A 23,507-nucleotide genomic window follows, 5' to 3' on the forward strand; every position below is an offset into this window, starting at 1 on the left:
GAACGGCAATCCTCAATCCTCGTTGGAGTTATCGATGAACACACCTCAGTCATCATCGGCCGATGCGCCGGTCAAGAAGTCGTCCAGACGCACGCTGCTGCTCGCGCTGCTCGTCGCCGTGCTCGCGCTGGCGGGCGCCGGATACGGTCTCTACTATTTCCTCGACGCCCGCTTTCACGTGGATACCGACGACGCCTACGTCAACGGCAACGTCGTGCAGATCACGCCGCAGGTCACCGGTACCGTGATCGCGGTACAGGCGGACAACTCGCATATTGTGAAGAAGGGCGAGCCGGTCGTGCAGATCGACCCCGCCGATGCAAGGATCGTCCTGCAGCAGGCAGAAGCCAACCTCGGGCAGACCGTGCGCCAGATTCACGGCCTCTACGTCAACGACGACAAATATCGGGCGGAAGTCGCGCAACGCCGGACCGATCTCGCTAAAGCCCAGGACGACTTGCGGCGCCGGCTTTCCACCGGCATGACAGGCGCCGTGTCCGACGAGGAAATCGCGCATGCCCGCGATGCCGTCCGGTCGGCGCAGGCTGCGCTCGACGCTGCCCAGCAGCAACTCGGCGCCAATCGTGCACTGACGGCCAACACGACGGTCGAGCAGCATCCGGACGTGCAGGCGAGCGCCGCTCGCGTGCGTGACGCCTACCTCGCCTACGCGCGCACGACCTTGCCGGCGCCAGTAACCGGCTATGTCGCGCAGCGCACGGTTCAGGTCGGGCAGCGCGTGTCGCCCGGCACGGCGCTGATGTCCGTGGTGCCGCTCGAGCAGGTCTGGGTCGATGCGAACTTCAAGGAGTGGCAGCTTCGCCAGATCCGTGTGGGCCAACCCGTCGAGCTGATCGCCGACGTCTACGGCTCGCGCGTCGTTTATCACGGCAAGGTGGTGGGTTTCACGCCGGGCACCGGATCGGCGCTGGCGCTGTTACCCGCGCAGAACGCGACCGGCAACTGGATCAAGGTGGTGCAACGGCTTCCGGTGCGCATCGAGATTCCGCCTGCGGAGTTGGAAAGACATCCGTTGCGCGTGGGCCTCTCGATGAACGTGGATGTCGACGTCAAGAACACCTCCGGCGACCAGCCGCAGAACTGGACCGCCGCGACCTACAAGACCGACGTCTTCGCCCGCTACGGCGACGAAGCGGATGCCGCGATCGCGCGCATTGTCGCCGCGAACGAATGACCGTATCTGCCCGACACCCTCGCCGGAATCTCACCAATGACCACTCAACAAACGAATCATCCCCCACTCACGGGAGCGACACTCGCGCTAGGCTCGCTCTGCGTGGGCCTCGCGGGCTTCATGACCGTGCTCGACTCGTCGATCGCCAATGTCGCGATTCCGACCATCTCGGGCAACCTCGGCGTATCCGTCGATGAAGGCACGTGGGTCATCACGGTCTTCGCCGCCGCCAACTCCGTGGCGATCCCCTTGACCGGCTGGTTGACGCAGCGGCTGGGCCAGGTCCGCCTGTTCGTCGGTTCGATCTTGCTGTTCACGCTGGCCTCGTGGCTGTGCGGCATCGCGCCGTCGTTGCCGACCCTGCTGCTCGCGCGCGTGTTGCAAGGCGCCATGGCCGGACCGCTGATTCCGATGTCGCAGGCCCTTCTGCTCAGCTCCTGGCCGAAGGCGAAGTCCTCGCTGGCGCTCGCGCTATTCTCGATGATCGTGGTCACCGGACCGATCGTGGGCCCGGCACTCGGCGGCTGGGTGACGGACAGCTATAGCTGGTCGTGGATCTTCTATATCAACATCCCGGTCGGGCTGTTCGCCGCCACGATGGTCTGGCTTCTGTATCGCCATCGCGACACGCCGACGCGGAAGCTTCCCGTCGATTTTGTCGGGCTGCTGCTGTTGATCGTCTGGGTCGCGTCGCTCCAGGTAATGCTCGACAAGGGCAAGGATCTCGACTGGTTTTCTTCGAACACGATCATCGTCCTGACCATCGTTGCCGCCGTGGGACTCGCGTTGTTCATCGTCTGGGAATTGACGGACAAGAACCCGATCGTCGATCTCACGCTGTTCAAGCAGCGCAACTTCCTCGGCGGCACGATCTCCATTGCCGTCGCGTATGCCATCTTCTTTGGAACACTGGTGCTGCTTCCGCAGTGGATGCAGGAGTATCTGGGTTACCGGGCGGTCGATGCGGGGCTTGCAACGGCGCCGCTGGGCATTTTCGCGGTGATCGGTGCGCCGATCATGGGCAAGATCCTGCCGCGTTCCGACGCGCGCATCATCGGCACCTTCGCCTTCATCGGCTTTGCGGCCGTGTACTTCATGCGCACGTTCTTCTTTACCGATCTCAGCGAGGGCTACATCATCCTGCCGACTCTGCTGCAGGGCATTCCGATGGCATTGTTCTTCGCGCCGCTGACCGTGATCATCCTGTCGGGGCAGCCGCCCGAAAAAGTGCCCGCCGCTGCCGGCCTGTCCACCTTCGGACGCGTGTTTTTTGGCGGCATCGGCACGTCGCTGGCAGGCGTCGTGTGGAACAACCGGACGATCCTGCACCATGAAATCCTGACGCAGCAGTCGAGCCCGACCAACCCGATCTTCAACGCGCAGTTGAACACCTACCATTCCGTTCTGGGCGTGAGCAGGGATGCATCGTATGCGCTGTTCGATCATACGGTGCAGACGCAGGCGGCCATGCTGGGACTGAACGACGTGTTCTATGGAGCAGCGATCATCATGATCCTCATCATTCCGCTGATATGGATTACGAAGCCAGGCAAGGCCGGGGGCGCGAGCGATGCGGCCGCGAGCGCGCATTGAGGGATGCGGTGTGATTTTTCCTTCGGCGCGGTGGAATGAAGTGAGCGGTTGGCAGCCACGACTGCGGGATCATCGCCAGGGTTCGCGAAATGCCTTTCGATCCGTCGATGTTTTCATCGGCAACGCGTGGCAGCAGCGCGTGCGGTGGTAAGTGGAGGCATGATGCGTCGATGAGCGCCAACATCGTGAACTCCAATGCCGCCCAGTCGTCGTCCCCTGTGGCGACGTAATCCTGGTGAAATCCATGAGGGATGGACCGCATGGACCACAATGGGTGATCAGCGCGACTTTTATCTGCTGGGCTCATTGTTCATTCGTGCGCTTGGCGCGAGGAGTCTTGGGTCTGGGTCGAGCGCACAAATAACCGCGAATCAACCACGTCGCCTGCGGCTGAGGCGACGAATCAATAATCGACAAGCGGCCATCGGCCACAAGCGGTCAGTCGGATAAGGGGCCCAGATTGCGTGAACGATTTCCAACTATCGCATAGAAAGTGTGAGGGGCCGGAGCCAATCGCTTTTCAAGCTTTGAGTGTGGCCTGCTCCTGGATCATGTCGTAAAGCGCCTGTGCCGCCGGTGACAGGTGAGCAGTCTTGCGTGCAACAAGGACAAGAGTTCGCGACACGTCTGGATTGGTGAGTTCGATGGTACGAACGGTGGGATAGGCGCCCTTCTGGATAGCCAACTGCGGAACCACGGCAGCGCCCACGCCTTGTGCAACCAGTCCCACGGCTGTCGAACTGCGCTGCACTTCGTAGAATGAACGCAACGAGAGACCGCTCGTCTCCAGCGCAAGATCGAGCAACGCGCGGTTGCCACTCATCTCGCCGGCAAAGATCAGCGGATAGGGTTGCAACTGCTTCCAAGCAATGCGTCGCCGGTTTGCCAAAGGATGATCCTCATGGCATATCAATACGTACCGATCCTGGGTCAACGGCGCGCTGACCAGATCAGCGTGATGTTCGCCAGCGATATTGATACCAAACTCGACCTCACGGCGCAGCACCGCCTCCACGACGGCGGACGAGGCGTGATCGAGAATCTTGATGCGATTGTGCGGATAGCGCGCAGAGTACGCCTGCATGATTCGGGGCAGGTACTGCACGCCCACGGTCGGAACGCACGCAATCGAGACGTCGCCACGCCGGGCGATACCGGTTTCGCGGATTTCGACCAAGGCGTCGGCCAGTTCGCCGAGCAGTCGCCGCGCCTGCGGGAGGAAGTCCCGCCCAATTTCCGTGAGGGTGATTGAACGTGTCGTGCGCTCGATCAGCGTCACGCCGAGAAAGTCTTCGAGCTTGCGCAAACGTTGCGTGATCGCAGTTTGGGTCACGTGCAATGCATCAGCGGCGCTTTGAAAGCTACCTCGATCAGCAATGGCGATAAAGGCTTGCACACCGAGGGTGTCGATCTTCATAAGAAAAATGAATCAATCGAATAAATAAATTAATTTTACTCCAACCTCGACGGCACACAAAATGATCGGGTCGATATGGAATTCTCCCGTGGATTGTGGGTATGGATGCGAGCTTTGGCGAATAAAGGAGCGTGAGATGAATTCGGTGAAAGATCAGTATGCGAAGCAGTATGTGATGTTCGAGAACGAGCGGACCCGCCCGGTCGGGGACCTGCTAGCGGCCGTGCCGGCGACGCCGGTACACCTTGCGGTGGACATTGGCTGCGGTCCCGGAAACTCTACCGAAGTGCTAGCGGCCCGGATGCCGGGCGCGACGGTCAGCGGTCTGGACAGTTCCGCAGACATGATCGCGGCGGCACGCAAGCGCTTGCCGCAATTTCAATTTGATGTGGCTGATATCGCGACGTGGGACGCTGCAGGACCCTACGATCTGATTTTCGCGAATGCCGTGCTGCAATGGGTACCCCACCATGAGACGCTGTTTCCGCGACTTATAAGCAAACTCGCTCCCGGCGGGAACCTAGCCGTGCAAATGCCGGACAACCTAGATGAGCCGGCCCATCGCCTGTTGCGCGATACTGCTGCGTCGGGGCCTTGGGCTTGCAAACTTCAGGGTGTAGAGCGCACGAAGCGATATGGCGCCGACTGGTATTACCCTTTGCTCAAACCCCTTTGCACGAGGGTCGATGTCTGGCGCACGGCCTACTATCATGCCCTCCCGGGTGGGGCGGACGCGGTCGTCGAGTGGTTCAAGGGCAGCGCCCTCAGACCATTTCTCCAACTGCTTGACGAGGGTGAAACAATCGCTTTCCTTGAGCGCTATCGGGATGCCGTAGCGCAGGCGTATCCAGCACTGGCCGACGGCACGGTGCTGCTGCCATTCCCTCGGTTGTTTATCGTGGCGACACGGTAACCGACGATGCCAGCGGGAGGAGAAAAAGCAGCGCGTTTCACAACTAGATGAAAGGCGAGCGGCTATTCGTTGCCGTGAATGGCCGCTATCGAGCCGCTCGTCTGTCTCTTGTGGGTCGTGAGCGCATTCGCTGACGATGAGATCTGGGATCCGCGATTACCTGTGGGCGAATGGGCGAATGGCAGAAAAAGTGATTCGTAGCTGCCTCACAAAGACCGATGCCTGGATGTCGGCAAGATGGAAAGGCGCCACCGAGTTGCAAATCATACGGCCGCCGCAACGTGAGACCGGCCGTTGAGTGCGGCCTTTACCAATTCAGTTTGAGCTCAGTTTCGGTTGCGCGATGGCGATCATCGCCGTCCGCGTGCAGGTATTGACTGGTGGTGGAGATCGATGCGTGACCGAGGTTGTCGCGTACGTAACGCAGGTCAACCTGGCCGTCCATCATGTGTGAACCGGCGGTATGGCGCAGCCAGTGGGCCGATGCTTGTCTGAGGCGGTCCGCCGCGCGCTCGCGAGGCTCGCCGCTCGACGTGAGATGATCCATCGCATTCTCAAAAGCCTGCTTCACAATCACCGCGTGTCATCGGCCGATGCAGGCCGCCGATTGGCAACAGCAGCGGCGTCGGGTCGTGCGGGTAGGGCAGCGCCGGCAGATCGTAGTGCTGCCGGTATCGTGCCAGCTCCGCCATCAACTCCGCGGTCGCCGGCAGCAAGCGCTCCTTGTTGCCCTTGCCGGTGATCGTGAGCCACCAGCGCTCCTGGCCGTCGCGGTCGCGTCGCTTGAAGAACCCGCCCATCGGGTTGGTGACGACTTCCGAAATCCGCAGCCCCATCAGATACAGCAACGAGATCAGCCAGCGCACCCGCGCGTGGTGCTCCTGCTCGCGCGCTGTCTCGCGCGGCATCGCTTCGACCGAGTGTTTGAGCGCCTGCCACAGATCGTCCTCGAGGTAGCGGGCCACCCGCGGTTTCGCCTTGCGCGCCCGCTGGCGTGACAACGACAGCGGATTGCCCGCCAGATAGCCGGCGGTGACGAGCCACGCAAACAGCGTATTCAGGATCACGAACGCCTGCCGCTGGCTGGCCGGCGACAGCGGTCCCGCGAACGGCCGCCACTCGGGTTCTGCCCGCGCGACTTTGCGGCCGCGCATCACCCAGCGCGCTGCGGGTTGCGGGTCGGCTAGAAAGTGCTGATAGCCAAGCAGATCCTCATGCGTGAGCGAGGAGAGCGGCTTGCGCAACTCGACGGTCGACCACAGCATCAGACGCTCGGCTTCCTTGCGATAGCTGTCGAAGGTGGCTTTGGGACTCGACGAAGCGCGCGAGCCACGCCTTGATCGCGTCGATATCGTGATCGGCGGCGATTTGCGCGCGCACCCCGATCGCGCGGTTCAGCCCATGACGGCCGTCGAGTTCGGGCGGCAACTTCGCGCGTTCGAGCGGGGCGAGCGCATGACCGGACGGGTCGCTGGGGCTAACGGCGGGCATGTCGAACTCCGACGCGTTTCATGTTCAGAATTTGCAAATTGTATCGACATTATACGAATAATGTTAATTATCGTACTTATATAGTTGAATATTGTTCTAAATAGCTAATGTTATTTGCCACATTCCGCCAAATAAGTCACATGCCCAATGTCCAACCCGCCAGTCTGGATTGCGCCGCGACCATGCTCGGGCTTCCTCCGCGGTGCCGAAACCTTGCGCGGGTGGCGACTGCTCGTTGATCCACCCGTTGAGGATGGTCGACGTCGCGGTGAGTGATCGGGTCTCGTGGAAAGAGGGTGGCGAAATTCTTTTCCGAGCGGCTCAGGAGCGGGGCGACTCGCCAGCGCTTGTTCTGGCATATCCGCGCGCCGCGCGCATCGCGCCGTTCGAATGCGTGCAATCCATTTCCCGAAAGTTCCGGCGCCACTGCATCCTTATCTCGAACAGTGCCATTTCCGTGCACGGGAACTGAATGCGATTGAAGCCGTCTTCCGGTACGCGGCCTGCCGGATCGAGATGTACCTGAAACACGGTACGGTGACGCTTGGCGGGTGCACACCGGCTCGACGCGGAGTTGGACGACAGGCCGTCGTCGCGAAGCAGTGAACGCAATTACCAAAGGGGCGCCACGAAGAAAGCCCCTGAAACCGCAAGGCAGCACATACCACGTGGGTTTCCCGTCGGCATCCCCGCGGGGCCATCGGCGGATTGGCCATTTCTTCATAGGATATAAAACAACTAAAAATATATATTTCCAATTTTGCATGTTAACCCCAATATTGAATATAAAGTCACCTTCCTATAATTGGACAAACGGGAGGGCCTAGCAAGCGATTGGTACGACGTTTCGGGCCGGGGCGTCGCGCTCGATGTCTATGTGTTGGCCGAACGAGCCTGGAAAATCCACACATTTAGCAATCCTATTGGATGACCTGCATGTTGCTCGGAAGGATGCCAGATCCCGCGAAGGACGCCCGCGAACGCGCCGGAGATTGAACTCATGTCTGGCGGGGTGCGCGCGTCAAGTCGACGCACCATCACGCATTTCATAAAACAGAGATCACGACATTGCGTCGAGATTTTGGTGTCGACGAATACTCGTCAACCGGCTCAATAAATTCGTATAACGAATCAATCCGACATTACCCGATAGGCAGCGTGTCACCGAACAAGCATATCGCCCCAACATCTGGCGGTCTGTTAGCAAGTTTTCCAATGGAGGGGGTATTGATGAAGAAGCAGATGCTGATGGGACTGGCAGCAGGGATGTTCGTAACTGGTGCACACGCGGAATCGAACGTGACGCTTTACGGTATCCTCGATACCGCGATCGAGTTCACGAATCATTGGCCGACCACCGCGGCAAACCCGACGGCAACAGGGAACCGCTGGTCGATGGCGGATGGTGGCCGGTCGGGTGGCTCTCGCTGGGGCTTAACGGGCAACGAGGATCTCGGCGGTGGAGTGAAGGCGGAGTTCCAGCTCGAAAGTGGTTTTCTTGTGTCGAATGGTGCGCTCAGTCAGAACTTTTTCGGTCGTGCCGCCTGGGTTGGCTTGTCGTCGTCATCATTCGGATCGCTTCGGCTCGGGAGACAATACACCTCGCTGTTGGACGCTCTTTACCCCTCTTCTCCGACCGATCTTTCCGGGACCTATGAGCCGATAGTGGCGGAGGCAGGCGCTAACCTTTGGTCGAGCAACGTTGTCAAGTATAAGAATGCATTTGGCCCCGTCACGATTATCGGCCACTACTCGTTCAGTAATGTCGCTGGCGAATTTTCCAATGGCTCCGGATACGGATCGGCTGTCATGTATGACAACGGGACGGTAACGCTTAGCGCCGCCTATGACGATTTCCACAGCTCAAGCGGCATCGGAAGTGCTTATGCACGCTTCGAAAAGGCGGCACTCGGCGTGACGTACTCGACCGCAGCCCTCAAGTTGATGGCTGGGTATCGTTTCGGAAAGAACGATCCGGTCGCCGGTTTCGTTGCGCGCGACGACCTTTGGTGGGCGGGAGTCCGCTATCTATTCGCTGCGGATACGATACTGACGGTCGCATACTACTACGACCATATCCGCAGCGCGACGGGAGAGGGTGGGGTGGTGACCAAACCGAGCAGCCCGCAGCAGGTCATGGCTATTGGAGACTACTTGCTGTCGAAGCGCACCGATCTTTATATGGTACTGGGCTACTCCCGGAATTCTGCGCTCAACTTCGATTCTTACAACGGCGCGTCCGCGGCATACCATATCGCGCCTGGCGCAAGCAGCCAGGCTGGTGTTCAGATTGGACTGAGGCACTCATTCTAAGCTCGCCCCCACGCGTCGCGCCAGGGAATCAGCCCGAGGTCCGTCACCAAGGAGCGCATAACGCGTCGGAAGGTCGCGATGTCTGCATCGCTGCTTCATTCAATGCTTCAACACGGTGGTTCCGGATTCGTGCGCAAGCCCGCGCTGAGGCCCGACAGGCGTAGAAATTGACCTGGGTCATGCGTCGATATTGCAAATGATGGCGCTCGTCCGGCCACCTTTTCATCGATGAACCTTCCAGTCTTCAATATAAGGAAAAATGCAATGCAACAAGCCCGTCGTATCGGAGCCGCTCTTGGGCTCGTCATGGCAATCACGCCGGCACTCGCGCAGAACGTTGAGATCAGTGCTGTTGCCGGATCATCCGCCAGCAGCACGCCGGACGCGAAGGCAGTGAGATCCAGCAATCGTGCGTTGGCGAAGGCCGTGCGTTCTGCGCTCGTGAAAGCCAGAGGAATTGATTTGACCAAGGTCTTCGTCTACGCGAAGGGCGGGATGGTGACTTTGTCCGGATCGGTCCCGGAGAGTAGTCAGGTTGCACGTGCCAGCGAGGTCGCGAAAGCCGTCCCCGGAGTCGGAGCGCTCGACAATCGACTTAGCGTCTACGCCTTGGAGCGATGATCGGAATCTGCGCGTCAATTTCAGCGGGCTCGTGGTGCTACGTCCGATCCGGGTCCGCGTCGCTTGGCTTGGCCAGACCGCGCCAGTTGTATGTCAAAGTCAGGCATACGATCTCAAGTGCCGTAGTGCGACTATAGCCTCACGCTGGGGTGAGCCGGATCAAGCGCTTTCCGCGGTTGTCTCCGCGGTAGAGGCCGGCGATCGCACCCGGCGCTTGTTCGATACCGTCGAGCACGTCCTCAAGGTAACGCAAATTGCCCGCGCGTACCCAATCCGCCAGGTCCTTGAGTGCGATGACCTCGTACTCTGGGTGATCGAGGACGACGAATCCCTCGACGCGAGCCCGCTTGAGGAGCAGGTGCCGTTCAACGCGTGGTCCATGTGGCGGAGGATCCCAGTTCGCGACGGACGCTGTTCCGCAGACCACGATTCGTGCTCCGATGTTCAGGTGCTCGTAGACGGCATCGCTGATAGGGCCGGCTGTGTTGTCGAAGTAGACGTCCACGCCACCCGCGCAGGCCGCGGCGAGCTGTTGCGAGAAGTCTGTTGCCTTGTAATCAACGGCTGCCTCAAATCCAAAATATTCCGTGCATAGCTGTGTCTTTTCTGGACCGCCTGCTATGCCGACCGTGCGGCATCCTTTGAGTTTTGCGATTTGTCCAACGCAAGAACCCACGGATCCGGCAGCCGTAGAGACGACCACCGTTTCCCCGGGCCTGGGCTGGCCGACTTCAAGCAAGCCATAGTGCGCTGTTATGCCGTTCAGGCCGAGCACGCCTAGCGCGGTCGAAGGCGGAAGATCGGCGTCGCTCACTTTGCGTTGGATTGCTTCTGCGTCCACCGCAGCGAATTCCTGCCAGCCGAAGAGGCCGGTGACGATGTCGCCCACTCGATAGTCGGGATGGCACGACACCTCTACGCACGCGACGGCGAACGAACGCATGACGCCGTCGATGGGCACCGGTTCAGCATAATTCTTCACAGCACTGACCCAGCCGCGCATCGCCGGCTCGACAGACAGATATAGATTGCGCACAAGCACCTGGTTTCCGACCGGCGTGGGCACGACGCCTTCGACTATGTGGAAATGCTCGCTCTCGGGGATGCCCTCTGGGCGTGACTTCAAGAGCACTTGGCGGTTGACGTTTGAGGCCATGCACACGTCCTTCTAAAGATTACGAAGAAAGGCCAGCGAGCATCCAGGCGATGCGCGCCGGCCTTCTTGCTTCAAAAAAGGGCGATCAGATCGCCCAGCCTCCGTCGACTGCGACTTCCGCGCCGGTAATGAAGGCGCTTTCATCGCTGGCAAGGAAACAAACGAGAGCGGCAACTTCTTCGGCGGTGCCGTGCCGCTTTAACGGTGCCGCATCTGCACCGAACCGATTCGTCTCTTCACTGTTCGCCCTGAGCATTTCAGTGGCGATGAACCCGGGATGCACCGAATTTACGCGAATGCGATAAGGAGCCAGCTCTGCAGCCGCAACCTTGGTCATGCCTCGTACCGCCCACTTGGTGGCCCCGTAGGCAATTGCATTGGCAAAACCTCGGAGCCCGGCGCTTGACGAAATGTTCACGATCGAACCACCGCCGCTCCTTTTCATCGGCTCGATGGCGTGCTTCATGCCAAGCAGCGTGCCCAACTGGTTGACCCGAAAGGTCTTTTCCGCCAGCTCGGGCGTCGTATCGGCGATCGTAGCGGGCGCGTAGATCCCCGCGTTATTGACCAGCACATCGCATCGGCCGAACGCGCGCTCGACTTCGATGAACAGCGTACGCCAGGAGTCCTCGCGGGTCACGTCGTGTGCGACATAGATGGCTCGTTTGCCCATCTTCGCGGCGAGCGCCTCTCCTTCCTCTGACAGCACGTCGTTCAACACAACGTTGGCACCCTCCTCGAAGAAGCGCTGCGCTTCCGCAGCGCCCTGACCGCGCGCCGAACCCGTGATCACGACTGTCTTGCCTTCGAATCTCGCCATTTTGGAGTCTCCGATTAATAGAAGTGTATGCCCTGCTCGAGAGCGGAGATAGTTCAATACCGGTCAGTCGGGGCATTCCTGAGCCACGGATACCGCTCTGTGTCGTCTCCTGCGTAATCGGGATCGAGGTAGACAAAGCAGCGCTGAATCTTGAAATCGCGGATCTCGAAGACGTCACACCAGCGACCGGCGTGCGAAGTGCCAGCTCGCCACGACTGGCCGCTTTTCAATTTGCCACGCGAGGCCGCTTCGACCACGACAGTGTCGCCTTGCTGTACCACGTTCGCGTAGGTAATGTCATGGGCGATCTCGGCAATGATGCCCATGAGGTCTCCAAACAGGTTCGCGATTTGTCCTTTTCCGCGCGCGATTCCCCACTTCGGAAAATACACTTCCGCGTGCTCGTCGAATAGATCGAGAATGTCCTCACCGCGGTCCACCCGTTTGAAGTACTCAAGCGCGATCGCTTTACGTTGTTCGTCGGTCATCGGTTGAATCTGCATCGTTGTCTCCATGACAAAGGGACGTCGACGCCGGCGTCTATCACGTCGGCGCGACGGGTTCTCGAAAGCGGACGCAGGGGCGCGGTCCGCGTCATTTGGGAAGCTAAGCGGAGGCTGTTTCGATCGAGGTGGTCTTGTTCGGTTCGAGGTGTGCGGCGTTCGCGGCGCGATGTGCAAAGGCGAGGATCGGCCCCAGTGTTCCGCCACCCGCCCAGTACGCGCGCGCGGACGCGGAGGCTACGCAGTTGCCGACGCCGTACAGGCCGGGTATCGGTGCGCCCGTATCGTCGAGAACCTGACCGTGACTGTTACTTAGCGGGCCGCCTTTGGTATCCAGCGTGCCGCCCGTCACCAATGCCGCGTAGTAGGGTCCACTATCCGAAAGCGGGAACATCGTCGCGTTTTCCGAGGCGGGTTCGTCATGGACCAGCCCATTGAACATCTGCTCGACAAGTCGATCGCCACGACCGAAATCGCCGTCGACGCCCGCACGGGCGAATGTGTTGAAGCGGAGAATGGTGTCGCGCAGATTGTTCAGGAAATCGTCGGCAAGCCGGAGATGACCCGTGAGATGCTCAAACTTCTTGAGGCGCTCCGCGACCGCGTCAGCCAGCTCTTCCAGCGTATCGCCGCTGATCTCATACCCCTGCTGGGCAGAGTCGGGGCGGATCAGGCGTCCGTACTCCGTGCTCGCGCTATGGTCCTGGCTGCGCTGATCCCAAACGGAGACAAGAACCAGGTTAGGGTACTCGGCACGCTGTGCGTCCCATTCGAAGAACCTTTGGGCCAACTCGTTGTAGGCGAGCTTCTCGTTGACTACGCGCTTGCCGTGCTTGTTCACCCAAAGCATCGAGTCGCCGCCGACAGAGAACGTGCCGGTGAAATCGTCGGCACCGGCGACCACGCGATCGAGCGACACAGGGCACATCCAGGCGTAGTTCATATTGCGCAACTGCGTGCGCAATGGACTCGCGATGTGGATGAAATCACCTTCGTTCGAGCGCGCGGCACAACCACCGAACAACGGTGCGTGCAGGAAATTCCTTCGCAGATCTTTATTGTGTGTGAAGCCGCCGGTCGCGAAGATGACCGCTTTTCGGGCGCCGAGGCGGACGTTGTTGCCTTCAACATCGGTCGCTTCGATGCCGGCCACTTCGTTGGCCTTGTTGAGAATGACACGCTGTACCCTGAGACCTGTACGAACGTCTACGCCGTCGCGTTGGGCGGCGGCGTGCATGGAATGAATTGCGACCTTTCCGCCGTCGGACATGGATTCACAAGCATTCGCAGGCACCAGCACGCGGCCTTGGGGCGCGGTGTTTTCCGGCAGCTCGGCCCAATAGTCCGTGACACCGGGCAAATGCCGATACTCCAGCGCGCCGCGCTCGTGAAGCAATTCGGCCGCGGGAGACGCACTGTCGTAGATTGCACTGAAGGCTTCGAATTCCCAGGTCTCGAGTCCGAGATGCGGATCCGTGGGATCGTAGTGTTCGGGGCGCGCGAGGCGTGCCATATATCGCAGGCAGTCCTCTTTTCGGTCTTCGATTCCTGCCTCGCGCATAGGTCGATTGTTCGGTACCCAGTACCAGAAGGCAGCTTTCCTGGCGGTGCCACCGACGGTCGCTGCCTTCTCGACGAGCGCGACCGAATTCCCAAGCCATCGAGAAAAAAGCGCAGCGGGGAACCCTCCGCCGCCAGCCCCGACAACAACGACATCGAATACGGCGTCGAACGCTTCAATTGAATCGCGATCCAGCCGCTCAATTGACGCGGGAGCAGCATTCTCGCGGAGCGCCCATTGTTTTGCATTCTGCATTGTCTTCCTCCTTGTTTACGTCATCGACGCCTCGCGCTGTCGAAACGCGTACGCCACGGTTGTGCCAGGCAGAAATGTTCAAAGCAACGCGAACATGTAATCGTAAGTCGTAGTACTAAATGAAATGCATCGGCAACACCACGCTTTTTCGGTCTCTTGTCGTAAGGATGCGAATCCGTAGAGCAACGGCGCGACGGCCACGTCAACGCAAAGGGCTTTCCGCCCTCGCTTTAGAATCCGACGTTTTCCCGCCCTTTGAGATTCAAGAGCGCGCGTGCTTCATCCGGAGTCGCGACTCCAAGCGAAAGCGCTTCGATGATGCTGCGAACGCGCCGTACCTGGGTAGCATTGTCCGGTGCGAGCTTGCCGGGGCCATCCCACAACGAGTCTTCGAGTCCCACCCGCACGTTTCCGCCGACGGAGGCAGAAATAGCCGCGAAAGGCATCTGGCTGCGCCCGGCTCCGAGCACGGACCAGACGTAATCCTTGCCAAACAACCGGTCCGCCGTGCGACGCATGTGCATCAGATCTTCCATATGTGCGCCAATGCCGCCGCGCAGCCCGAACACTGACTGAATAAGAAGGGGCGGCTTGACGAGTGCACGGTCAAGAAAGTGCGCGGCCGTATAGAGATGACCAACGTCATAGCACTCGATCTCGAAGCGAGTATCGTTCTCGCTGCACGACTGCAGGATGTAGGCAATATCCTTGAACGTGTTCTTGAATATGCGATCGTCGCTTCCTTCGAGATAGGGGCGTTCCCAGTCGTGTTTGAACGTCTTGAACCGCCCGAGCATTTCGTACAGCCCGAAGTTCATCGATCCCATGTTGAGTGACGCCAGTTCAGGTCGCAGTTGAAGCGCGGGCTGCAACCGCTCCTCGACCGTCATCGTCGGTGCGCCACCGGTGGTGATGTTGATGACAACGTCCGACGCCTCCTTGATGGCGGGCACAAAGCGGCGGAAAAGCTCAGGGTCCTGTGAGGGGCGGCCGTCATTGGGATCGCGCGCGTGCAAGTGTACGATCGCGGCGCCGGCCTGAGCTGCTTCTATTGCGCTATGCGCGATTTCGTCTGGCGTAACGGGAAGATAAGGCGACATCGACGGGGTATGGATAGCGCCCGTTATGGCGCAGGTAACGATGACCTTGTTCACTTGGAGGCCTCGCTTTCCGTGTTCTCGAAGAAGTAGTCCGGCACGTCCGGCCCCCACAGGTAAAGCGAATCGTCAGGCGGATGATTTCCGCCAGGCCACCGACCGCCGGGTGCGACGAAGTCGATGTCGGCCGAATACTCCCAGTACGATCCCCACGGGTCGCGGACGTAATGAAAGTAGTTCGAGCCGAGCACGTGCCGGCCGACGCCCCAACCTTTTGAGTAGCCGGCCCGCTGCATCTGCATCTTGCCGAGTCCAACGTGATTGATGTCGGGAACGTCCCACGCGCTGTGATGCCATCCCTTTGCCGATCCCTGAGCAAATGCGATCATGTGGTGGTCGCTGCCGTGCGGCGCGTGCATGAACGCGACAATGCCCTCTGCGCCATCGGACAGGCGCACTCCAATCGAGCGCTCATAAAAACTGACTGTGCGCTGGATGTCCGGCGTGAACATCAGGACGTGGGAGAGACGCATTGGGCGAATCGGCTCCGCGTCCTTGCGTGCGTTCGCTCCGCGCAGTCGTGGCAACCCGTTCCCCGGATTGAGGGGCGGCTTGAAGTTGGGCGACGTCTTAGGTCCGACCTTGAGCTGCAGCAGATTGCCATCCGGATCTTCGAACCAGAAGCCTTCACGGTTCGCAGCGTCGGACCGCGGCTCGGCTGGACGGCCGCCTGCTTCGAGGATCTGGGTGCGAATCGTGGAAAAATCGTCTTTGAAGCAATTCAGCGATAAATAGGCCAACCGCTTGCGCGTGCCGGCGAAAATCCGCACCCAGACGTGGTCGCTTCCGGCAGCGCGAAGCAATAGCTGGCTTTTGTTTTCTTCGACTTGAAACCCAAAAGCGGTCAGGAATTCCTTCGCTTCTTCGAGTTGTGGAACTTCGAGTGCGAAGTGATCGATTGAGTGCACGCCAGCGACTCCCGCGCTAGTGATTGTCGTTGACATGGTTCACTCCCTCTCGACAAGCGCTTGGGCCGCAGCGCGGGAGGTTAGGGCGGAAGCGCCTCGCGGCTGTCGTCCGAGGATCTGCGCGAAAACGCGCCGCAAGGCTCCGACAGGGTCGGCGACCAACTCATTTGCCCGGAAGGCGATAAAGCGGTCCGGCCGCACAAGTATGCAACCGTTGTCCTCGATCTCGCGTAGGTCGGCCCAACGGCCATACACGTCCAGGTTGGGTGTGCCGTGAGCGATTACGACACCGTTCGTGGAAACGCCGAATTCATCGCCGACTTGTTGAAGTGCGTCGACCCAAGGCTGTCCACCGGCGCCGGTCAAGAGGCCAAAAGAGCCGCGGCCCACCAGATCCAGCGTGGAGAGGCGATCGGTGCCTTGTTGAATCCATGCGTGGGGGATGTACGCGCCCGGCGTGGTGGTCGGGTGATAGTAAAGTTCCGCGTCGCGCGATGGCTCAGGGAAGCGCGCGCCATCTCGCACGACTGCAGATGAGGTATACCGCTGGCCCAGTTCGACACCGTGGCAATTGAACTGGTAGTTCTGCAGGTCGATCGCCGACGCAAGTTCCTTCCTGCGTTTTCGGCCGATGTCCGAATCTGAAAAGAGCTCGGTCAATGCGGCCTGTCCGTCTTGCACGCTTTGGCCATCGCTAAAACCCAAGGCTTGCGAAATCGGAAGCATCTCTCCCACAGACTTGATTGCCCGCGTCACGACCTGCTCCGCAACCGGTTGCCGCTCGTCGGAGTAGGTCTGCAACAACGAAGGCGCGGCCTGTCCCTTGACGATCAACGCGAGCTTCCATGCCAGATTGAAAGCGTCTTGAACCGACGTATTCGACCCGAGACCGTTTGCCGGGGGGTGGCGGTGCGCAGCGTCACCCGCGATCGCGACGCGTCCTTTCACCATGCTGCGCGCATACATCCGGTTGATCGTCCACTTCGATACGGACTTCACTCGTACCGGGATATCGGGGTCGCCGATCGTGGCGCGAGCGCGGGCGATAACCGCTTCGTCGCTCAGGTCGGGTTCGCCCTCGTCGGGGTTATACATCGACACCATCACCCATTCGTTCCACGGCCGCACACTGATCCAAACCCCGCTTCCGACCCAGTAGTCGCGGCCGGGCTGATACATCCAGTACAGCACGCCCGGACGGTGCGCGCAGTATTGGCTCAGATCTACTTCGAGCCAGCAGTTCAGCGCGCATCCAAGACCCATCTCGCCTTCGAGCTCAAAGCCGAGATCCTTGACCACCACGCTTTGCGCACCGTCGGCGCCGACCGCGTAGTCGGAAATCACCTCGATTTCTTCCCCCGTCACGCGATCGACAAGACGGGAAAACACCGCCTCCTCAGTCTGACGAATCGACACCAGTTCGGTGTTGAACAGGACCTGGGCCCCGAATTCCCGCGCGGCCGTCAGTATGACGGGCTCCAGCAAATGCTGGGGCGCATTGCACATTTCGGACGGGCTGGCCATCTCGTAGTCGGCCTTTCGCTTTTCACCCGTGCCCCAGGTTTGAAGGCGGCCGAGTTCGGTGCCAGTGAAACTCGTAGCCCAGACATTGTTTGTCATCAACTGGTTCGAGGTGGCGATCCCGCGCACGCGCTCTTCAATGCCCAGGTCGCGAAACACTTCGATGGTTCGTTGATTTGTGATGTGAGCGCGCGGCGAATGAGCGGTGCCCGGGTACCGCGTAATGGCGAGAACTTCGACTCCGTATTTAGCCAGCAGTGCGGCGGTCGTCAGTCCTGCGGGGCCGGCACCAACAACCAATACCGGTACGCGAATTTGTCTCATAGTTCCTCCGATTCCTGGATGCCGGCCGGTCAGTTCGTCGGCTGCTCGTCTTGCACGATATTTTTCAGTACGCCAAGCCCTTCGATCTCGACTTCGCAAACATCGCCGTGACGCATGATCAGCTTCGGATCTCGCGCCCAACCGACACCGGCCGGCGTGCCGCTGACGATGACATCGCCCGGTGCGAGGGTAATCGCCTCGCTGATGATGGCGATGAGACTTGCGACGTCGAACACCAGGTCGCTGGTGTTGGCCGTCTGCACGACCTTTCCGTTTAACCGGGTCTCCAACTTCAATCCCGCTCCGCCGGCGGGCAACTCGTCCGCAGTGACGAAAGTCGGTCCGAAAGCGCCTGTGCCATCAAAATTCTTTCCGATGGTCCACTGCGGTGCCTTGAATTGGTACTCGCGAACCGAGCCATCGTTGAAGATCGAGTATCCTGCAACGCAATCCAACGCGTGCGCCCGGGAAATGTGGCGGCCGCCGCGCCCGAGAATGACCGCCAATTCACCTTCGAAGTCCAGCGAGTCGGACACGAGCGGACGGATCATCGGCGCCAGATGTCCGATCAGGCTGCTGTCGAAGCGGGGGAAAAAGGTTGGGTAGGTTTGCGGCTCGAACTTGCTTTCTTTCGTGTGGTCTGCGTAGTTCAGGCCCACGCAGATGATCTTGCCCGGACGGGTGAGAGGAGGCAGCCAGGTCACCGAGTCGACCGGGTACTTCGTGCCGGCCCCGATGCTCGCGTTTGCAAATGCGGTCAAGTCCGTGCCGGCCGCGAGCAACGCTTCGAGCGAAAAATCGCCCAAAGAAGTGATCGTCGGGCCCTGCAGGACGCCGAGCAGTCGTTGTTGCCCGTCGGGCGAAAAATGTACGTATCGCATCACATCTCCATGGTTCCAGAGGACGTTCGTCGTCAAACGCCAGTGATGCAAATGTAGAAAAAATATATATTTCTGTCTTTGCATGTTAACCCTGATATTGAATATAAACTTTGCTTCGCCTATAATTCGTCAAAACGGGAGGACTTTGTGGACGATACGTACGACACGCCAGGCGCAACTTCCCGCTCGATGGCCTCAGTGTTGAGCGAAGCGATCCTCGAGGACATCGTCGCGGGCGTACTGCCGCCTGGCTCGAAGCTTAAGATCCGTGAGCTGGCGGACCGCTATCAAGCGGGCGTGATCCCGATCAGGGAGGCGCTGTCACGGCTGGCGATGAGCGGTTTTGTCGAAGCTGAGGATCAACGCGGTTTTCGTGTGACGAAAGTTTCTCGCGCTGACCTGGAAGACATCACGGCCGTACGTCAGCGCATCGAATGCGATGCACTGCGTGACGCCATCGAGAGTGGAAACCTCGAATGGGAGGGAGCGTTGCTGGCGGCCTATCACCAGGTCAATAGCCTGCCGTCGATCCTTAAGGATCCGGACCGGGTAAACCCGGTGTGGGAACGCGCGCACGACAAGTTCCATGAAACCTTGCTGGCGGGGTGTCGATCGAAGTGGCTTAAGCACTTTGCGGCGACGTTGCGCATCCAGACGACCCGCTACCGGCATCAGTCGATCCATAACCCGCATGCGGCTTCGCGCGACGTTGCGGGAGAGCACGAGGCGATCGTAAGGGCGGTGCTTGCGCGTGACGCTGAGCGCGCGTGCGAACTGTTGACGAAGCATTTTGCCGCGACGACTGAGTTGGTGCTCGAGGACATCGCTCACGGAAAGGCCGGAAAGAACGATGGTGCAGTGCGCGGTCGCGCCCAGGTACGGTCATCTGCGTGATGCTGCGAGCTATCGATGTCGCAGTGTCCGCACGGCCGCACGCGGGTTGTGCGTGATATCGACATAGTTGGCGCAAGAGATTCTCGGCAGTCGCGGGGCAGATATAGATCAGTAATCCGAAGTAATCGCGTCATGGAAAATTTCCGGAGAGGGTCCTTTAGCGAAGGAGAAGCTGGTGAGCACCGTTGAGAAGTCTTTGCGTTTGCTGATCGATAAATGGTTTGACCCAACCACAGTGTCACGAGTTCGCCTGTCGCGCTTTGGTCGAACGTGGTCGAACGGTAACCGTGTTGTACGGGTAGAGGCGCTGCCACTGGAAAGTTCAATCGCAATTTTCTTCTTTCAGCACCGCGATGGCACCTGGCGGGTTTTCCCGCCCGGGCCGGAACGTCCGTCGATGTGGAACGGGTACCTTTGACGATCACATTCAGCGTCGCGTCATTGCAGACCGAACTTCTACGCTGGCCGGCACGATAGGTATCGAGCCCATGATGCCGGGCCGGCGGGCCCGTCGACCCCTTATTGTGCCAAGTACCCGCCATCGATTATCAACTCACTGCCAGTGATAAAGCTCGCCTCATCGCTTGCGAGAAAACAACTGCCGTAAGCCACCTCGCGCGGTGTACCCGCTCGCCCCATCGGCGTGGCGCTAATTACAGCCTGGGTGATCTCGCCAGCCTGTCGGTCGATAAGGGGTGTGTGGATAATCCCCGGATGAACCGAATTGACGCGGATATTCTCCTTGGCATAGGTGATCGCAGCATTCTTGGTCAACGACCGCACCGCCCCCTTGGCCGCCTGATAACCGGCCGCGCCTACGACGCCGCCGATGCCCCAGATTGAGGAAATATTGACAATAGACCCTTTACCTGCGCTGCGCATATGCGGTATTACTTCGCGCATCCCTAGAAAAACACTCGTTTGATCCACGGAAATAACGTGATTCCAGTCTTCCAGGGTGAATTCATGAATGGCATTGTAAGAGCCGCCAATGCCAGCGTTGTTGACCAGAATGTCGACGCGACCGAACTTCTGAAGCGTCTGATGGACAACTGACTGCCAGTCACTCTCTTTCGTTACGTCGTGGCTCATGAACACAATCGTTTCATTAGCATAGGGCGTAGCTGGCTGAACAATGTCTGTGGCAATGACTTGCGCCCCCTCTGCGGCGAACAGCTCCGCCGTCTCGCGGCCCATGCCCATTGACGCTCCTGTGACGATTGCCACCTTGTCAGTAAGTCTTTTCATACGTCGTCGCCTTATGGAGGTGTGTGAGTAACACGTTGAAATTGTTTGTAGATATCCTAACGAATGCCCATCGGGTTAGAGGACAAGAACGTGAGGACCTAATGGACCGCGAACTTTGGCGCATTGGCTGCGCAAGGTCGGCCCTCCGACACAATGAATGCATAGAAAGAAAAGTCGTCGTCATCACCGGCGCAAGCAGCGATCCCATGTGACCGATTCAAGTCCCGACAGGCTGAACGACGAGAGGTTCGATGTCGTCGTGGTCGGTGCAGGACCGGGAGATCTTGCGGCTGCGGTTCTTCAGTCTCTTCATCAATATCTGGCGTCCATGAGTGAAGCTTAGTCGCGGTTGTGGTCTTCGGATGACGCGATGCGGGCGAAGTTCGGATCGCCGCTCCCGAGAAGCGTTTCGTAATCGATGTCGCCGATCAGCTCAACCTGATCGTTGTAGCCGAAGTACGAACCCGCGACCGCGTTCAGCGGGGTGAAGGGGCAATCGTTGACGCGATTCCGGTCGAGTCCGTCCTCGAAGAAATTGATCATTGCATTGGGCCTTGTTTGTAGATGCGGGCGCGGTTTCGTATCTGGATCCCCGCTGGGAATAAGGAATTCCTGGAACGGCTACTTCGGGTGGACGTCGTTCTGAAGACGGCGTCACTCAACTGACCAAGACGCGCAGCGCATCAGTCCAGCGTGGCTCGAGCCAGGAAGGGGGCGAGCAGTTCCCGGGCGATCTCTGGAGTCACGACGTCGGCGGGTGCAAGCTTTTCATAGGTGTAGCTTTCCGGGTCGTCGTAGATACGCTCCGCGATGAGCTTTGGCTTTGGCTCATTCGTGTACGTGAAGATCTGGAAGAGGTGGTGCGTCATCAGATAGTGCGCCTCGGGGTCCGCGTCGATGCCGTGGTCCTCCAGGCAGACACCGGGCACGACGTGGGTCCAGACGGCTTCAGTCGTGATGCCGTAGTCGTCGACGCCCATGTTCATGGTCCGCGCGCCCATCACGTTCTGGCGCGTTTCGGCGGCTTCGCGATAGAAGCCTTCGACGGCTGTCTTGCCCGTCAGAACGTGCATCTGGCGTCGGTCACCGACGCGGTACATGGGCTCGTCGACGGTGAGTTCTGGAACGATGATTTGATCCCAGTACCCGGCCACTTCCAGCAGCAAATGGCGGAGGTAGTTCTTTAGCATGGCCCGGTGATGCGGGTTGGTGGTCTTGTGGAGAAACGCTTCGACTTCACGGGGCCATTTCGTTACGTCGAAGTTTGTGGGGACGTGCATCAATGTCAGCGCGTCGGCCGTGGGCATTTCTCTGCCTGGCGCCGCCAGGGTGGCGTATTGCATGATTGTCTCCTATACGTTGTGAGGATCAGATTCAAAAGATGCGCGGGCCATCGGCTCGCGAAAGCACGTGACGTTCCGCTGCGTCGGACAAGATCACCGCACCTTCACGCTCAACTCGCCGAGGCCAGCGATGCCCCCGGTCAGCGTGTCCCCGCGGTGCACGGGCCCTACGCCTTCTGGCGTTCCGGTGTAGATGAGGTCGCCTGGCTGCAGCTCGAAATACGTGGACAGGTTGGCGATGATTTCCGGTACCGACCAGATGAGCTTGCTGAGGTCGGTACGTTGACGATCCTTGCCATTGACCTGTACCCAAAGAGCGCCACGGTCAATGTGGCCGACTTCGCTCACCCGGCGCAGCGGCGCGATGGGCGCCGATTGGTCGAATGCCTTGCCCAGTTCCCACGGCCGCCCCTTGTCGCGCAGCGCGAGTTGCAGGTCGCGGCGGGTCATGTCGAGACCGACCGCGTAGCCGAAGACGTGGTCCAAAGCATCTTCCACCGCGATATCGCTGCCAGCGCGTCCGATCGCTGCAACCAGTTCGATTTCGTGTTGGTACTCGCTGGTCTGCGGCGGGTAGGGAACCGCGACGGTCGCACCAGACGGAACGTTCACGATGGCATCTGCCGGCTTGCAGAAGAAAAAAGGCGGTTCACGGTTCGGGTCGAAGCCCATCTCGCGAGCATGAGCGGCATAGTTGCGGCCCACGCAGTAGATGCGTCGAACCGGAAAGACGGAGTCGCTGCCGTGTATCAAGACGGTTGGCGTGGGTAAAGTGATCTCCATACGCATAACGGCAACTCCTGGCTTTTAAAGCCGCTGATCGATGAGGGCTCACGAACGCAGTTGTGTTCGTATCAAGTGTCAGGAAGTATGGTTGCGCGCTGCGTCTGCGTCCAACGATGAATATAGACACCGTGATCTCGAATTCAGATCACCACGCCTCGCTTCGGGTGGATTGCGAGCTTATGGCGGCGTGGCCTTCACGCAGTCGATCTTGCATCGATGCCTGTGCGATAGTGCGATCGCAGGACATCGATCAGGTGCTGCAGGGACGCATCGCGAGCATCGGGCATGTAAGCGATTGCCACCTCGATCCGCAAGTCCATGCGCTCGCGGAGCTCACGATAGATCACGCCGTCGCGCGCAATGGATTTCAGCGACGAAGGAATCAGCGCAACACCTTGACCGTCGGCGATCAGGCTGAGGAGCACGTGGTGGTCAGCCGGTTCCGCGACTCGCCGGGGACTAAAGCCGTGGGTGCGGAAGACTCCCTCGAAGTGATCGTCGATAATCGCTTGCATGTGGAAGTCCAGCATCGCACTTGTGATACGCGGAACGTATCATGACGAAGGTACGATTAATAGCGCATCGCCGCATTGTCTTAAGCGAATGG

At 59.6% G+C, this 23,507-nt stretch carries 21 protein-coding genes and 1 pseudogene; 7 read left to right on the top strand and 15 right to left on the bottom strand.

The features are described 5' to 3' along the window. Window positions 1-34 precede the first annotated feature (34 nt). Entirely contained in the window at window positions 35-1,195 is a 1,161-nt protein-coding gene (locus AWB68_RS04240; RefSeq protein WP_087643108.1) for an HlyD family secretion protein, read from the top strand. Window positions 1,196-1,231: 36 nt separating this feature from the next. Further along, window positions 1,232-2,788 carry a DHA2 family efflux MFS transporter permease subunit gene (locus AWB68_RS04245; RefSeq protein ID WP_087643109.1) on the top strand — a complete coding sequence of 519 codons (1,557 nt, stop codon included), beginning with the start codon at window positions 1,232-1,234 and terminating at the stop codon, window positions 2,786-2,788. 520 nt (window positions 2,789-3,308) lie between these two features. Here AWB68_RS04245 and AWB68_RS04250 read toward each other — a convergent pair. Further along, a complete protein-coding gene (locus tag AWB68_RS04250; RefSeq protein WP_087643110.1) occupies window positions 3,309-4,205 on the bottom strand; it encodes a LysR family transcriptional regulator in 897 nt (298 codons plus the stop codon). A gap of 136 nt (window positions 4,206-4,341) precedes the next feature. Between AWB68_RS04250 and tam the strand changes: the two genes are divergently transcribed. Beyond that, window positions 4,342-5,118: a trans-aconitate 2-methyltransferase gene (gene tam / locus AWB68_RS04255; RefSeq protein WP_087643111.1), complete on the top strand. Its 777-nt coding sequence runs from the start codon at window positions 4,342-4,344 to the stop codon at window positions 5,116-5,118. Between the two features lie 307 nt (window positions 5,119-5,425). Here the strand turns inward: tam and AWB68_RS04260 are convergent. Continuing rightward, window positions 5,426-6,609, bottom strand: a pseudogene (locus AWB68_RS04260) (tyrosine-type recombinase/integrase). A 1,230-nt stretch (window positions 6,610-7,839) separates the two neighbouring features. Between AWB68_RS04260 and AWB68_RS04270 the strand changes: the two are divergent. Next, entirely contained in the window at window positions 7,840-8,922 is a 1,083-nt protein-coding gene (locus AWB68_RS04270; protein WP_160109963.1) for a porin, read from the top strand. A gap of 264 nt (window positions 8,923-9,186) precedes the next feature. Next, a complete protein-coding gene (locus AWB68_RS04275; RefSeq protein ID WP_160109964.1) occupies window positions 9,187-9,543 on the top strand; it encodes a BON domain-containing protein in 357 nt (118 codons plus the stop codon). A gap of 139 nt (window positions 9,544-9,682) precedes the next feature. On the opposite strand, the gene AWB68_RS04280 is transcribed toward AWB68_RS04275, so the two are convergent. The 8 genes from AWB68_RS04280 to AWB68_RS04315 form a co-directional block, all read right to left on the bottom strand. Beyond that, window positions 9,683-10,699: an NADP-dependent oxidoreductase gene (locus tag AWB68_RS04280; protein ID WP_087643115.1), complete on the bottom strand. Its 1,017-nt coding sequence runs from the start codon at window positions 10,697-10,699 to the stop codon at window positions 9,683-9,685. Window positions 10,700-10,784: 85 nt separating this feature from the next. Beyond that, entirely contained in the window at window positions 10,785-11,519 is a 735-nt protein-coding gene (locus tag AWB68_RS04285) for an SDR family NAD(P)-dependent oxidoreductase (protein ID WP_087643116.1), read from the bottom strand. 53 nt (window positions 11,520-11,572) lie between these two features. Beyond that, window positions 11,573-12,022: a nuclear transport factor 2 family protein gene (locus AWB68_RS04290; protein WP_087643117.1), complete on the bottom strand. Its 450-nt coding sequence runs from the start codon at window positions 12,020-12,022 to the stop codon at window positions 11,573-11,575. A 103-nt stretch (window positions 12,023-12,125) separates the two neighbouring features. Next, on the bottom strand, window positions 12,126-13,838 hold the full coding sequence (locus tag AWB68_RS04295; protein ID WP_087643118.1) for an FAD-dependent oxidoreductase: 1,713 nt from the start codon (window positions 13,836-13,838) through the stop codon (window positions 12,126-12,128). A 230-nt stretch (window positions 13,839-14,068) separates the two neighbouring features. Further along, window positions 14,069-14,992, bottom strand: coding sequence for a 3,5-dioxohexanoate:acetyl-CoA acetone transferase (gene kce / locus AWB68_RS04300; RefSeq protein ID WP_087643119.1), 924 nt, complete (start codon window positions 14,990-14,992; stop codon window positions 14,069-14,071). Next, window positions 14,989-15,939, bottom strand: coding sequence for a VOC family protein (locus tag AWB68_RS04305; protein ID WP_087643120.1), 951 nt, complete (start codon window positions 15,937-15,939; stop codon window positions 14,989-14,991). The genes kce and AWB68_RS04305 overlap by 4 nt, the downstream gene beginning before the upstream one ends. 3 nt (window positions 15,940-15,942) lie before the next feature. Further along, entirely contained in the window at window positions 15,943-17,748 is a 1,806-nt protein-coding gene (locus tag AWB68_RS04310) for an FAD-dependent oxidoreductase (RefSeq protein WP_087643121.1), read from the bottom strand. Between the two features lie 29 nt (window positions 17,749-17,777). Then, window positions 17,778-18,629, bottom strand: coding sequence for a fumarylacetoacetate hydrolase family protein (locus AWB68_RS04315; RefSeq protein ID WP_087643122.1), 852 nt, complete (start codon window positions 18,627-18,629; stop codon window positions 17,778-17,780). 147 nt (window positions 18,630-18,776) lie between these two features. On the opposite strand from AWB68_RS04315, the gene AWB68_RS04320 reads away from it, so the two are divergent. Both AWB68_RS04320 and AWB68_RS46295 read left to right on the top strand, forming a co-directional pair. Continuing rightward, window positions 18,777-19,523: a GntR family transcriptional regulator gene (locus AWB68_RS04320; protein WP_327381868.1), complete on the top strand. Its 747-nt coding sequence runs from the start codon at window positions 18,777-18,779 to the stop codon at window positions 19,521-19,523. Between the two features lie 175 nt (window positions 19,524-19,698). Next, window positions 19,699-19,941 (top strand): hypothetical protein, encoded by a 243-nt coding sequence (locus AWB68_RS46295; RefSeq protein WP_125482869.1) that lies wholly within the window; start codon window positions 19,699-19,701, stop codon window positions 19,939-19,941. A 101-nt stretch (window positions 19,942-20,042) separates the two neighbouring features. Here AWB68_RS46295 and AWB68_RS04325 read toward each other — a convergent pair whose 3' ends face one another. The 5 genes from AWB68_RS04325 to AWB68_RS04345 form a co-directional block, all read right to left on the bottom strand. Beyond that, on the bottom strand, window positions 20,043-20,771 hold the full coding sequence (locus AWB68_RS04325) for an SDR family NAD(P)-dependent oxidoreductase (RefSeq protein ID WP_087643124.1): 729 nt from the start codon (window positions 20,769-20,771) through the stop codon (window positions 20,043-20,045). Window positions 20,772-21,110: 339 nt separating this feature from the next. Then, window positions 21,111-21,314, bottom strand: coding sequence for a hypothetical protein (locus AWB68_RS04330; protein ID WP_087643125.1), 204 nt, complete (start codon window positions 21,312-21,314; stop codon window positions 21,111-21,113). A gap of 140 nt (window positions 21,315-21,454) precedes the next feature. After that, window positions 21,455-22,114, bottom strand: a complete 660-nt coding sequence (locus tag AWB68_RS04335) for a hypothetical protein (protein ID WP_087643126.1) — start codon at window positions 22,112-22,114, stop codon at window positions 21,455-21,457. A 93-nt stretch (window positions 22,115-22,207) separates the two neighbouring features. Next, on the bottom strand, window positions 22,208-22,903 hold the full coding sequence (locus AWB68_RS04340; RefSeq protein WP_087643127.1) for a fumarylacetoacetate hydrolase family protein: 696 nt from the start codon (window positions 22,901-22,903) through the stop codon (window positions 22,208-22,210). A gap of 191 nt (window positions 22,904-23,094) precedes the next feature. Continuing rightward, window positions 23,095-23,415: a LysR substrate-binding domain-containing protein gene (locus AWB68_RS04345; protein ID WP_235028197.1), complete on the bottom strand. Its 321-nt coding sequence runs from the start codon at window positions 23,413-23,415 to the stop codon at window positions 23,095-23,097. Between the last annotated feature and the right edge of the window lie 92 nt (window positions 23,416-23,507).

It is taken from the genome of Caballeronia choica (genome assembly GCF_001544535.1).
Classification (GTDB): domain Bacteria; phylum Pseudomonadota; class Gammaproteobacteria; order Burkholderiales; family Burkholderiaceae; genus Caballeronia; species Caballeronia choica.